This window comes from Hydrogenophaga luteola (genome assembly GCF_042648585.1).
Classification (GTDB): domain Bacteria; phylum Pseudomonadota; class Gammaproteobacteria; order Burkholderiales; family Burkholderiaceae_C; genus Hydrogenophaga; species Hydrogenophaga luteola.
This window is the reverse complement of record NZ_JBHRXX010000002.1, coordinates 633,792-646,281: the sequence shown is the minus strand read 5'-3', so window position 1 is coordinate 646,281 and position 12,490 is coordinate 633,792. Positions and strand designations below refer to the sequence as shown.

Here is a 12,490-nt window from a genome sequence, read left to right as displayed (position 1 = left end):
CCGACGCACCATGAACTTCATCCTGCACCTGGGCCTGGGCTCGTTCCACCGCGCCCACCAGGCCGTCTACATCCACGAGCTGCGCCAGCAGGGCGATCTGCGCTGGGCCATCGCCGGCGGCAACCTGCGCCCCGACATGGCCGAGACCATCCATGCCCTGCAGGCGCAGGGCGGACGCTACACGCTGGAGACCGTCACCCCCCAGGGCGAGCGCAGCTACACCCGCATCGAATCGATTCAGCGGGTGATCCCCTATCAGGACGACCTGGCCCCGCTGATCGCCACCGGTGCGGACCCGGCCACCCGCATCATCAGCTTCACGGTCACTGAGGCCGGTTACTACCTCGACGCGAACAACCGGCTCGACTGGGCCACCTTCCCCGACCTGCGCGCCGACCTCGACGCGGTGAAGGACGGCCAGGCCGGCCACACCCTCTACGGCGGTCTGGTCAGCATCCTGCGCGCGCGCATGCGGGCGGGCGCCGGCCCGGTGACGCTGATGAACTGCGACAACCTGCGCCACAACGGCGAGCGCTCGCGCGGCGGCCTGCTGCAGTTCATCGACGCGCTGGGCGACGGCGCCCTGCGCGCCTGGGTGGAAACCAACACCACCAGCCCCAACGCCATGGTCGACCGCATCACGCCGCGCCCCACGCCCGACGTGGCCGAGCGGGTCAAGGCCGCCACTGGCTGGGAAGACAAAGCCGCCGTGATGGGCGAAAGCTTCATCCAGTGGGTGATCGAAGACAACTTCATCGCGGGCCGCCCTGAATGGGAGAAGGTCGGGGTCGAGATGGTCAACTCGGTTCAAGCCTACGAAGAAGCCAAGATCCGGCTGCTCAACGCCACCCACAGCTGCATCGCCTGGGCCGGCACACTGGCGGGCTACCGCTACATCCACGAAGGCACGCACGACGCCGCCATCCGGAAGATGGCCTTTGACTACGTCACCGACGACGCCATTCCGGTCCTGCTGCCCTGCCCGATCAATCTGGAGCAGTACCGCGACGTGGTGCTCGACCGCTTCGGCAACCCCGCCATCGCCGATACCAACCAGCGCGTGGCAATGGACGCCTTCTCCAAGATCCCCGGCATGATCGCGCCCACCATCCGCGACCAGCTGGCGCGCGGCGGCTCGTTTGACAGTGTGGCGATGCTGCCCGCGCTGTTCCTGGCCTACCTGCAGCGCTGGCACGCCGGCCAGATCCCCTACACCTACCAGGACCAGGCCATGGACCCGGCGGCGGCCCAAGCCATCTGCGAGGCCGCCGACCCGGTGGCCGCCTATGCCGCCGACACCACGCTCTGGGGCGAGATGGCCGGCCATACGCAACTGGTCGAGACCCTGCGCAAGGCCTTTGCACGCGTGCAAGCCTTCGTGGCGGAGCGCGCCGGGGCCTGAACAGGTGTAACTTAGGCGCCCTGACGCCGGAGCCCGCCATGACCGTGAAGACGCCTACCGCCCCACGACAGCTCAAACCCGAGCTGGAACACGAGTTCGTGCGCTCGCCCGACCTGGGCTATGAGCTGTCCTCGGATGTCGGCTTCGTGCGCTGTCTCTCCCACGGCTTTCCGACACCGCTGGCGCGCTGGCACTACCACGACGAGTACGAGCTGCACCTGATCACCAGCACCAGCGGCAAGGTGTTCGTGGGCGACTGGATTGGCCCCTTCCAGGCCGGCCAGCTGGTGCTCACCGGCCCGCGCCTGCCGCACAACTGGGTCACGATGGACATGCCCGAAGGCGGCGTGGCCCAACGCGACCTGGTGATCCAGTTCACCCACGAACCCCTGATCCGCGCCGCCGAAACCATCCCCGAACTGCGCGAGGTGCTGCCCCTGCTGGAACGCGCCAAACACGGCATCGAGTTCTTCGGTCTGTCCGAAACGGCCGAGCGGCACTGGCACCGGGTCAAGAACGCGCGCGGCCTGCGACGGCTCACCGCCTTCTGCGACTTCATGGCCGATCTCACGGCCTGCACCGACTACCGCCTGCTCTCCAGCGTGCAGCTGCAGAGCGACGACGACGACGCCTCCATCGACCAGATCCACGCCGTGGTCAGCCGCATCACCGACCACCTGGCCGACGACCACTCGGCCGGCGCGCTGGCGGCCGAGCTGGGCATGAGCGAGAGCCGCTTCAGCCGCTTCTTCCGCAAGGCCACCGGCAACACCTTCACCGACTTCGTCAACCGCGTGCGCATCAGCCGCGCCTGCCAGCTGCTGATGGACACCGACCAGCAGGTCACCCACATCTGCTACGAGGTCGGCTTCAACAACGTCGCCAACTTCAACCGCCGCTTTCTGGAAATCAAGGGCATGACGCCCACCGAGTTCCGGCGCCAGAGCCTCACGCGCTTCAAGGGCGCGGCGTGACCGGGCAGCCCCGGCCCTGGGTGCCGTCCAGATAGGGCATCAGGCCCGGCCCCATCGAGGTCAGGATCTGCACCGGCAGGCCCGAGGTGAAGCGGTACTTCGCCGCGTCCGGCCCGACCACGTAGGCGGTGAGGCTGCCGAAGTAGCGCGGCCCGAGATGGAACACGAAGGTGGCGGTGCGGTTGAGCGCCAGCGTGGCGCGCCCGCGCACCACCACGCGGTTGTCGCCGGTGCCGGTCTTGCCGCCCGGGGACAGGTCCTCGCCCCCCTCGGTCTTGAAGCTGCCGGACAGGCGGCGCGCGGTGCCCCGCTCCACCACCTCGGACAGGGCCTTGCGCAGCGCGCGCGCCACCTCGGGCGCCATGACGCGCTCCCCGTCTGCCGCCGCGCGGCCCAGCGCCGTCTCCCAGGGCGTGCCGCTGGCCAGGTGCACACCGGTGATGTGGCGGGTGGGCAGGCGCACCCCGTCGTTGACGATGATGCCCATCAGCTCGGCCAGGGCCGCCGGACGGTCGCCCGAACTGCCCAGAGCCGTCGCCAGCGAGGGAACGAGGTGGCCGAAGGGGTAGCCCAGCCGCGCCCAGCGGCTGTGGATCTCGAGGAAGGCCTCCACTTCCAGCAGGGTGTAGATGCGGGTGTCCTGCGCGCTCTTGACGCGGGTGCGGAACAGCCAGCCGTACACCGCCTGCCGCTCGTCGGCGCTGTCCTCCAGCGCCTGCGACAGGCTGGCGCCCGGGTGCTGCAGGCGGTAGGCCACCAGCCAGAGTTCCAGCGGGTGCACGCCGGCCAGATAGCCCCGGTCGGGCAGGTCCAGTGCATCCGGCGCAAAGCGCTCGTGCAGGCGCTGCACCCGCGCGGCATCGGGCGCCTTTTCGCCCAGGCGCTCGCGCAGGAACGTGCCCAGCGCCTCGGCGCTGGCGCCGGGCTCCAGGTAGCGGAACACCGCGGCCAGCCGCTCAGGCGTGGGGCGCAGCCCGTCCAGCAGCAGGGCCCGCAGCTCGGCCGGGTTGCGCTGGTCGGTCTTGCGCCAGAAGCGGCGCAGGAAGGTCTGGCCCTCGCGGTCGGCAAAGCGCGCCAGGTAGGCGCTGCGCCGCGGGTCCTGGTCGTCTTCGAGCAGGCGCGCAGTGCTGCCCGGCACCTGGTACATGGTGTGGCGCACCACCTCGCGCATCAGCCGCACGAAGGGCAGGTTGATCGAGGCCTGCATGGCCTCGCGCACGGTCGGCGTGCGCCCGTTGTCGTCGGCGTTGAAGTTGTTGAACGTGTGCAGGCCGCCACCGGTGAAGAAGCGCTCGCCCGGATCGGCCGAGAACCGGCGCTCCAGCGCGGCCTCCAGCATGGCGTCCAGGCTGTGGTCGGGGCTGGTGGCCAGGTGCTGCACGGCCCAGCGGGTAAGCGTGTCCTGCCGGTCGAAGGCGATGCTGCCCAGGGTCTTGGGGTCCTGCGGCGCCAGGCGGGCGTGCAGTTCGGCCACCAGCTCCAGGTAGGTGGCGAGCACCCGCAGCTTGGCGGTGGAGCCCAGTTCGAGCTTGCTGCCTTCGTTGATGTCCAGCGGCTGGTGGGTGGTGTCGGTCTGCACGCGCACCTGGTTGCCTTCGGGCGTGCGTTCCAGCAGGGTGAAGCTGTAACGCACCGCGCCCAGCGTGCCGGGCTGCAGCAGGCGCTCGCCGATCAGGCCTTGGCTGCGCGCGAACTCGGGGTCGCCCAGGCGCCCGAGGTAGCCGCTCACCGCGTCCTGAAGGGCGGCGTTGAGCGTGGTGTCGAGGCGGGCGTCGAGCCGGTCGAGGTTGTAAAGCGAGGTGCCCAGCCAGCCCGCCAGGCGGCTGCGCGCGGCGGTGGTGCCCTTGCCCGGACTGGCGGGCAGCTTGGGCGGCTGGCGGGTCATGTCGCGGAACACCAGCCGCTGCCGCAGGGCGGCGTCGCGCCAGCCGTCGTCGATGAGGCCTTCGGCGGCCAGCAGCCGCAGGTACGCGTCGGTGGTCTGGTCGAGTTCCTCGCGCCCCTCGGCGAGGTACCAGGACGGCCGCCGGTGCGCAACCATGAGCGCCACCACCTGCCGCAGCACCTGGGCGCGCTCGGCCGGGTCGGCAGCGAGGCCCTGGGCGGGCGTCAGCAGCGCCCGTGCACGCTCGAAATCGGTCCCGAACCACACCCACAGGCCGTCACCCAGGCCGTGCACCTCGCCATGCCGGGGCGCCGCCGACAGCGGCACGGTGTTCAGGTAGTCCAGCAGGATCTGTCGCCGCACCGGCAGCGTGTCGGCGCCCTGCCGGTAGGCGCGCACCGAGGCCGACGCCATCTGGCGCAATTTTTCACGGGCGTCCAGCGTGAACCCATCGGGCGAGTGACGGTACTTTTCAATCTGGGTCGCCAGCGTGCTGCCGCCGGGGGTGTCCAGCTCGGGGTTGATGCGGCTGCCCAGCTGGCCCAGCACGGCACGCGTGAAGCGCACCCAGTCGACCGCCGGGTTCATCTGGGGCCGGTCGGGATCGAGCAGGTCGCGGTTCTCGATGAACATCAGGGCCTGGGCTACCAGCGGCGGCACCTGCTCGAAGCGCTCGAACGTGCGGTACGGATAGCGGAAGCTGTAGACCGGCTCGCGGTGGCAGTCCAGCACGGTCAGACCGGTCCGGCTTTTCTCAGCGAACGGCGCGTACAGGCCACGGTCAAGGTGGGACTGCAGCTCAGGGCTCTGGCGGGCCTGTTCGGTGACCACGAACCCGCGTGGCGCCAGCCGGGACACCATGCCCGGTATGGCCGTATAGCCCAACCGCTGGTCGAAGGGGCCGTGGGTCGGGAAGCGCATCGGGTCGCTCGCGCCCGGGGCGGACTGGTACTGCAAACTGGCGGCGTAGCGGGTGAGGAACCGGGCCTGCAGGCGGGAGGTGTGGGCTTCGTACACGAACAGCCCGCCGCCCCCCGCCGCCACCACCAGCAGCGCCGCACCGATCCACACCAGGCGCCGGGAGGGACGCCATCCGCGCAGCGGCGGGGAGGCCGCGAGGCCGGGTTCTTCAGGCAAGGGGGACTCCATCTGCTGCATCGCAACAATTGTGGGCCATCAGGTCCGGCGCCGGGACGAACCGTGGATCGAAGCCACATTCGGTTACGTCCCATTCACCTGTGCCGCACACGCCGACCGGATAATTCGCGCCCATGTCTTTGCGTCTCTCGCGCCGCCTCCTTCTGGGCCTGGTCCTCGCCGCCCCTGCCCCGCTGCTGCTGACCGCGCCAGCGGCCCACGCCTCCACGTTCGACCTGCCGCCCATCGACAGGATCGTCCACTACCAGCCCAAGCTGCCCCTGCAAGTGTTCACCGCCGATGGCGTGGAGCTGGCCCAGTTCGGCGCCGAGCGGCGTGAATATGTGCCGCTGTCCAAGACGCCCAAGCTGCTGCAGGACGCGGTGCTGGCGGTGGAGGACGCACGCTTTCGCGAGCACTCCGGCGTCGACCCCAAGGGCATGGCCCGGGCGGCCCTGGCCCTGATCACCGGCGGCCGCAAGCAAGGGGCCAGCACCATCACCCAGCAGCTCGTGCGCACCATGCTGCTCACGCGCGAACTGACGGTGGAGCGCAAGGCCAAGGAAATCCTGCTGGCCTTCAAGGTGGAAGAGGCGCTGTCCAAGGACCGCATCCTGGAGATCTACCTCAACGAGATCTTCCTGGGCCAGCGGGCCTATGGCTTCGCTGCCGCCGCGCAGACCTACTTCGGCAAGTCCATGGACCAGTTGACCATCGCCGAGACCGCGATGCTCGCGGGCCTGCCGCAGAACCCGTACTACGCCAACCCGGTGGCCAACATGGCCCGCGCAACGGCGCGCCAGCGCGTCGTGCTGCAGCGCATGCACACGGTCGGCGTGATCAACGACGCCCAGCTGGCCGCCGCCCGCGCCGAGAAGATCACCCTGCGCTCCCCCGGCGAACGCGATGTCGACGCCGCCCACGTGGCCGAGATGGCGCGGCGGGTGGTGTTCGAACGTTTCGGTGAAGCCGCCTACTCGCGCGGCATCCGCGTCACCACTTCGCTGCGCGCCGCCGACCAGCGCGCCGCCTACGCCGCGGTGCAGCGCGGGGTGCTGGCCCAGGACCGCCGCAACCCCTGGCGCGGCCCAGAGGCACGCGAAGACCTGCCGGCCGCCGACGACGCCGAGCTGGAACGCGCCGCCGCCGAGGCTTTGAAAGACCACCGCGACGACGACACGTTGCGCGCCGCCATCGTGCTGGGCGCCACGCCCAAGGAGGTGCGCGTGCAGTTGGCCAGCGGCGAACAGTTGCGCATCAAGGGCGAAGGCCTGCGCTGGGCCCAGCCCGGGCTGTCGGCCAAGGCCAAGGACGCGCTGCGCATCCAGCGGGGCTCGGTGCTGCGCGTGGTCAAAAACGGCAAGGACTGGTCGATCACGCAATGGCCCGAGGCCGAGGCCGCCCTGGTCGCGCTGGACACGCGCAGCGGTCGCGTGCGGGCCCTGGTCGGTGGCTTCGACTTCGCGCGCCAGCCCTTCAACCACGTGACCCAGGGCTGGCGCCAACCCGGCTCGACCATCAAGCCGTTGCTGTATTCGGCCGCGCTTGAAGAGCGTGTGATGCCCTCGACGCTCGTCGAAGACGGCCCGTTCACCGCGCCCAACGGCTGGTCGCCCGGCAACAGCGGGAACGGCACGGGCGAACCGCTGACGGTGCGCCAAGCGCTGGCGAAATCCAGCAACCTGGTGAGCGTGCGCGTGCTGCAGCACACCGGCACGCAGCGCGCACGCGACTGGCTGGGGCGTTTCGGCCTCGACGTCGCCAAGCAGCCGGACAACCTCACGCTGGCGCTGGGCACCGGGCAGGTGACGCCGCTGCAGATGGCCCGCGCCTACGCCACGCTGGCCAACGGTGGCTGGTCGGTCGAACCGGTGGTGATCGAGAAGATCGCCGATGCCCAGGGCAAGGTGCTGTTCGAGGCGCCCGCCGCGCCCGTGCTGACGGAAGAGAACCGCGCGATCCCGGCGCGCAACGCCTATGTGATGGGCAGCATGCTCAACGACGTAACCAGCGTCGGCACCGCCGCACGCGCCCAGGCCCGGCTCAAGCGCACCGACATCTATGGAAAGACCGGCACCACCAACGACGTGCTCGACGCCTGGTTCGCCGGTTACCAGCCCGGGCTGGCGGCGGTGGTCTGGATGGGCTACGACAAACCCCGCAGCCTGGGCGACCACGAGTCTGGCGGCCGGCTGGCGCTGCCGATCTGGACCGACTACATGGCCGCCGCGCTCAAGGGTGTACCGGTCGCTGCGCCGGGCGATGCGCCAGCGGGCCTGGCCCGCGTGAACGACGACTGGCTCTACGCCGAATGGGCCAACGGCGGCGCCGTGGCCACCATCGAGGACGCAGCGGGCGCGCAGTACGCCGGACCGCCGACGATCCTCGACGCGATCCGGGAACTGTTCAAGAACTGAGCGGAGCGGGCCCGCACAGCCCGCTCAGCCCGCGCAGATGCGCGCCTTGGCGTCGGCGTATTCGCGCTTGAAGCGCGCCACCAGATCGGCCGCCGGCACCACCTCTCGGATGGCGCCGATGCCCTGGCCGCAGCCCCAGATGTCCTTCCAGGCCTTGGCGGCATTGGCGCCCTCGCCGGTGCTGAAGTTCATCTTGCTGGGGTCGCTGACCGGCAGGTTGTCCGGGTCCATGCCCGCGTTGCGGATGCTGCCCTTGAGGTAGTTGCCGTGCACGCCGGTGTAGAAGTTGCTGTAGACGATGTCGTCCGAGTTGCATTCGGTGATCATCTGCTTGTAGCCCTCGACCGCACGGGCTTCATCGGTGGCGATGAAGGCCGAACCGATGTAGGCGAAGTCGGCGCCCATGGCCTGCGCCGCCAGGATGGCGCCGCCCGAGGCGATGGAACCGGACAGCGCCACCGGGCCGTCGAACCACTCGCGGATCTCCTGGATCATGGCGAACGGGCTCTTGACGCTGGCGTGGCCGCCGGCGCCGGCCGCCACCGGGATCAGGCCATCGGCGCCCTTCTCGATCGCCTTGTGCGCGAACACGTTGTTGATCACGTCGTGCATCACCACGCCGCCCCAGCTGTGCACCGCCTGGTTCACGTCTTCGCGGGCGCCCAGGCTGGTGATGATCACCGGCACCTTGTACTTGGCGCAGAGCTCCAGGTCGTGTTCCAGACGGTCGTTGCTCTTGTGCACGATCTGGTTGATCGCGAACGGCGCAGCCTTGTTGTCGGGGTTCGCCTTGTCGTGGGCGGCCAGCGCCTCGGTGATCTCGGCCAGCCACTCGTCCAGCTGCGAGGCCGGGCGCGCATTGAGTGCCGGCATGGAGCCCACCACCCCCGCCTTGCACTGGGCGATGACCAGCTTGGGGTTGCTGATGATGAACAGCGGCGAGCCGATCACCGGGAACGGCAGGTTCTGCAGCACCGGGGGCAGGTAGCGTTGGCGTTGGGTCATGTCGTCTCCAGTGGGTGATCCGTGTATGGTCTCAGAAGGCCTCGGCCGGCAGTGCGGTCACGGCCTCAGCGCCTTCCACGATCGCATCGCGCACGCCCGGAGCGCGGCTGAGCAGGTGGTCGGCGTAGAAGCGGGCGGTCGTGATCTTGGCCTGCATGAAGGGCACGTCCTGTCCCTTGGCGGACAGGTCCTCGGCCACCAGCAGCGCACGCGCCAGCTGCCAGCCCGCCACCAGGTTGCCGGCCAGCATCAGGTAGGGCACGCTGCCGGCAAAGGCCGCGTTCGGGTTGCTCTTGCTGTTCGCAGCGATGAACTCCACCACGTCTACGAAGGCCAGGCGCGCGGCGGTCAGCCGCTTGGCCACAGCGAGGGCATTGGCGCTGCCACGGGCCGTGAGTTCGGTTTCAGTTTTCTGAATCTGCGCTGCAATCGCTTTGGCCGAGGTGCCGCCGTCACGCGCGGTCTTGCGACCCACCAGGTCGTTGGCCTGAATCGCGGTGGTGCCTTCGTAGATGGTCAGGATCTTGGCGTCGCGGTAGTACTGGGCCGCGCCGGTTTCTTCGATGAAGCCCATGCCACCGTGAACCTGCACGCCCAGCGATGTGACTTCCAGGCTCATCTCCGTGCTGTAGCCCTTGACCAGCGGCACCAGGAATTCATAGAAGGTGGCATTCTGCTTGCGCACCTCGGCGTCCGGGTGGTGGTGCGCCGCGTCGTAGGCAGCGGCGGCCACACTGGCCATGGCGCGGCAGCCCTCGGTGGCGGCGCGCATGGTCATGAGCATGCGCTTGACGTCGGCGTGGTGGATGATGGGCGCGGCAGTGGTGAAGCTGCCGTCCACCGGGCGGCTCTGCACGCGGTCCTTGGCGTAGCCCACGGCCTTCTGGTACGCACGCTCGGACACCGCGATGCCCTGCACGCCCACGGCGTAGCGGGCGGCGTTCATCATGATGAACATGTACTCAAGACCGCGGTTCTCTTCGCCAACGAGATACCCCACGGCGCCGCCGTGGTCGCCGTACTGCAGCACCGCGGTGGGCGACGCCTTGATGCCCATCTTGTGCTCGATGGACACGCAGTGCACGTCGTTGCGCGCGCCCAGCGAACCGTCGGCGTTGACCATGAACTTGGGCACCACGAACAGGCTGATGCCCTTCACGCCTTCCGGAGCGCCGGTGACGCGGGCCAGCACGAGGTGGACGATGTTCTCGGCCATGTCGTGCTCACCATAGGTGATGAAGATCTTGGTGCCGAAGACCTTGTAGGTGCCGTCGGGCTGCGGCTCGGCGCGGCTGCGCACAGCGGCCAGGTCGGAACCGGCCTGCGGCTCGGTCAGGTTCATGGTGCCGGTCCACTGGCCGCTGACCAGCTTTTCCAGATAGACGTTCTTCAGATCGTCCGAACCGGCAGTGATCAGCGCTTCAATCGCGCCGTCGGTCAGCAGCGGGCACAGCGCGAAGCTCATGTTGGCGCTGTTGAGGATTTCACCGCAGGCCGCGCCGATGGTCTTGGGCAGGCCCTGGCCGCCAAAGTCCACCGGGTGCTGCAGGCCCTGCCAGCCACCTTCGGCATACTGCCTGAAGGCTTCCTTGAAGCCGGGGGTCGTGGTGACCTTGCCGTCGTGGAAAGAGGACGGGTACTTGTCGCCTTCCCAGTTCAGCGGAGCGATGACGCCTTCGTTGAGCTTGGCGCACTCCTCCAGCACGGCCTGCGCGGTCTCCAGGCCGGCGTCCTCAAAGCCGGGCAGCTGGGCCACCTGGTCGATGCGGGCCAGATGCTCGATGTTGAACAGCATGTCCTTGAGGGGGGCGGTGTAGCTCATGAAAGTCTCCTTGGATCGAATGCAGGTGCAAAAAAAGGGCATCGCACGCGATGCCCTTGTGGGTGCCGTTGCCTTACAGCTTCGACACCAGCTCGGGCACAGCCGTGAACAGATCGGCCTCCAGGCCGTAGTCGGCGACCGAGAAAATCGGCGCCTCGGGGTCCTTGTTGATCGCCACGATCACCTTCGAATCCTTCATGCCCGCCAGGTGCTGGATGGCACCCGAGATGCCGGCGGCGATGTACAGCTGCGGCGCCACGATCTTGCCGGTCTGGCCGACCTGCAGGTCGTTGGGTGCGTAGCCCGCATCGACGGCGGCGCGAGAGGCACCGATGGCCGCGCCCAGCTTGTCGGCCAGCGGGGTCATCACTTCGTTGAACTTCTCGCTGCTCCCCAGCGCACGACCACCGGAGACGATGATCTTGGCGGCTGTCAGTTCCGGGCGGTCGTTCTTGGCAATTTCGCTGCCCAGGTAGGCGCTCTTGCCGTTTCCCGAGGCAGCGGCGACGGTCTCCACTGCGGCGGAGCCGCCCTGGCCCGCGGCGTCGAAGCCGGTGGTGCGCACGGTGATGACCTTGGTCGCATCGGCGCTCTGCACGGTGGCAATCGCGTTGCCGGCATAGATGGGGCGCTCGAAGGTGTCGGCGCTCACCACCTTGGTGATGTCGCTGATCTGCGCGACGTCGAGCTTCGCGGCCACGCGCGGGGCCACGTTCTTGCCGCCCGCGGTGGCGGGAAACAGGATGTGGCTGTAGTTGCCGGCGATGGCCAGCACCTGGGCGGCGACGTTCTCGGCCAAGCCGTGAGCGAAGCCTTCGCCGTCGGCGTGGACCACCTTGCTGACGCCGGCGATCTGCGCGGCCGCCGCGGCGGCGGCACCGGCGTTGTGGCCGGCGACGAGGACGTGCACATCACCACCGCAGGCGGCGGCGGCGGTGACGGTGTTGAGCGTGGCGCCCTTGATGGAAGCGTTGTCGTGTTCGGCAATGACGAGTGCGGTCATGTTCGGTATTCCTCTGGATCGTTGGGTTCAGCGGTCTTCAGATGACCTTGGCTTCGTTTTTCAGCTTGTCGACCAGCGTGGCCACATCCGGCACCTTGACGCCAGCGCCGCGCTTGGCCGGCTCGGCGACCTTGAGCGTCTTCAGGCGCGGGGTCACGTCCACGCCCAGATCCGCGGGCTTGACGGTCTCCAGCGGCTTCTTCTTGGCCTTCATGATGTTGGGCAGCGTCACGTAGCGCGGCTCGTTCAGGCGCAGGTCGGTGGTGACAACCGCCGGCAGGCTCACTTCCAGGGTTTCCAGACCGCCGTCGATTTCGCGGGTGACCTTGGCCTTGTCACCGGCCACTTCCACTTTGGAAGCGAAGGTGGCCTGCGGCAGGTCCGCCAGCGCAGCCAGCATCTGGCCGGTCTGGTTGGCGTCGTCGTCGATCGCCTGCTTGCCCAGGATCACCAGGCCGGGTTGCTCCTTGTCCACCAGGGCCTTGAGCAGCTTGGCCACGGCCAGCGGCTGCAGCTCCACGTCGGTCTCGACCAGGATGGCGCGGTCGGCGCCGATGGCCATGGCCGTGCGCAGGGTTTCCTGACACTGGGCCACGCCGCAGGAGACGGCGATCACCTCGGTAGCCGCGCCCTTTTCCTTCAGACGCACGGCTTCTTCCACCGCGATCTCGTCAAACGGGTTCATGCTCATCTTGACGTTGGCGATGTCCACGCCGGTGCCGTCGCTCTTGACGCGCACCTTGACGTTGTAGTCCACCACGCGTTTGACGGGGACGATGACCTTCATGTTCGGTTGCTCCTGATGAATGGAAAAGGCAGGTTGAAACGGGTGCTCGAATTGACGT

8 protein-coding genes are annotated in these 12,490 nt (G+C 68.7%); 3 read left to right on the top strand and 5 right to left on the bottom strand.

Going from position 1 to position 12,490, the window contains the following annotated elements; translation table 11 throughout:
- The first annotated feature begins 10 nt into the window (after window positions 1–10).
- The gene (dalD, locus tag ACFOPI_RS06850; RefSeq protein WP_382172373.1) at window positions 11–1,402 is read left to right on the top strand and encodes a D-arabinitol 4-dehydrogenase; all 1,392 of its coding nucleotides are present in this window, start codon (window positions 11–13) and stop codon (window positions 1,400–1,402) included.
- 38 nt (window positions 1,403–1,440) lie between these two features.
- On the top strand, window positions 1,441–2,376 hold the full coding sequence (locus ACFOPI_RS06845; protein WP_382172371.1) for an AraC family transcriptional regulator: 936 nt from the start codon (window positions 1,441–1,443) through the stop codon (window positions 2,374–2,376).
- Here ACFOPI_RS06845 and ACFOPI_RS06840 read toward each other — a convergent pair.
- Window positions 2,360–5,398 (bottom strand): transglycosylase domain-containing protein, encoded by a 3,039-nt coding sequence (locus ACFOPI_RS06840; RefSeq protein WP_382172370.1) that lies wholly within the window; start codon window positions 5,396–5,398, stop codon window positions 2,360–2,362. The two genes, ACFOPI_RS06845 and ACFOPI_RS06840, sit on opposite strands and share 17 nt — an antisense overlap.
- Before the next feature lie 134 nt (window positions 5,399–5,532).
- Here ACFOPI_RS06840 and ACFOPI_RS06835 point away from each other — a divergent pair, with 134 nt between their 5' ends.
- Complete coding sequence (locus tag ACFOPI_RS06835; RefSeq protein ID WP_382172368.1) at window positions 5,533–7,815, top strand: penicillin-binding protein 1A; 2,283 nt, start codon at window positions 5,533–5,535, stop codon at window positions 7,813–7,815.
- Window positions 7,816–7,839: 24 nt separating this feature from the next.
- Here ACFOPI_RS06835 and ACFOPI_RS06830 read toward each other — a convergent pair whose 3' ends face one another.
- The 4 genes from ACFOPI_RS06830 to ACFOPI_RS06815 form a co-directional block, all read right to left on the bottom strand.
- The gene (locus ACFOPI_RS06830; RefSeq protein ID WP_382172366.1) at window positions 7,840–8,820 is read right to left on the bottom strand and encodes an NAD(P)H-dependent flavin oxidoreductase; all 981 of its coding nucleotides are present in this window, start codon (window positions 8,818–8,820) and stop codon (window positions 7,840–7,842) included.
- Between the two features lie 31 nt (window positions 8,821–8,851).
- The gene (locus ACFOPI_RS06825; protein WP_382172365.1) at window positions 8,852–10,642 is read right to left on the bottom strand and encodes an acyl-CoA dehydrogenase; all 1,791 of its coding nucleotides are present in this window, start codon (window positions 10,640–10,642) and stop codon (window positions 8,852–8,854) included.
- A 73-nt stretch (window positions 10,643–10,715) separates the two neighbouring features.
- A complete protein-coding gene (locus tag ACFOPI_RS06820) occupies window positions 10,716–11,645 on the bottom strand; it encodes an electron transfer flavoprotein subunit alpha/FixB family protein (protein WP_382172363.1) in 930 nt (309 codons plus the stop codon).
- 37 nt (window positions 11,646–11,682) lie between these two features.
- Entirely contained in the window at window positions 11,683–12,432 is a 750-nt protein-coding gene (locus tag ACFOPI_RS06815; RefSeq protein ID WP_079365935.1) for an electron transfer flavoprotein subunit beta/FixA family protein, read from the bottom strand.
- Between the last annotated feature and the right edge of the window lie 58 nt (window positions 12,433–12,490).

Coding starts and splice junctions, on each gene's coding strand:
- ACFOPI_RS06825 (WP_382172365.1), bottom strand. CDS start 10,642: ATGAGCTACACCGCCCCCCTCAAGGACATGCTGTTCAACATCGAGCAT.
- ACFOPI_RS06815 (WP_079365935.1), bottom strand. CDS start 12,432: ATGAAGGTCATCGTCCCCGTCAAACGCGTGGTGGACTACAACGTCAAG.
- ACFOPI_RS06835 (WP_382172368.1), top strand. CDS start 5,533: ATGTCTTTGCGTCTCTCGCGCCGCCTCCTTCTGGGCCTGGTCCTCGCC.
- ACFOPI_RS06845 (WP_382172371.1), top strand. CDS start 1,441: ATGACCGTGAAGACGCCTACCGCCCCACGACAGCTCAAACCCGAGCTG.
- dalD (WP_382172373.1), top strand. CDS start 11: ATGAACTTCATCCTGCACCTGGGCCTGGGCTCGTTCCACCGCGCCCAC.
- ACFOPI_RS06820 (WP_382172363.1), bottom strand. CDS start 11,645: ATGACCGCACTCGTCATTGCCGAACACGACAACGCTTCCATCAAGGGC.
- ACFOPI_RS06830 (WP_382172366.1), bottom strand. CDS start 8,820: ATGACCCAACGCCAACGCTACCTGCCCCCGGTGCTGCAGAACCTGCCG.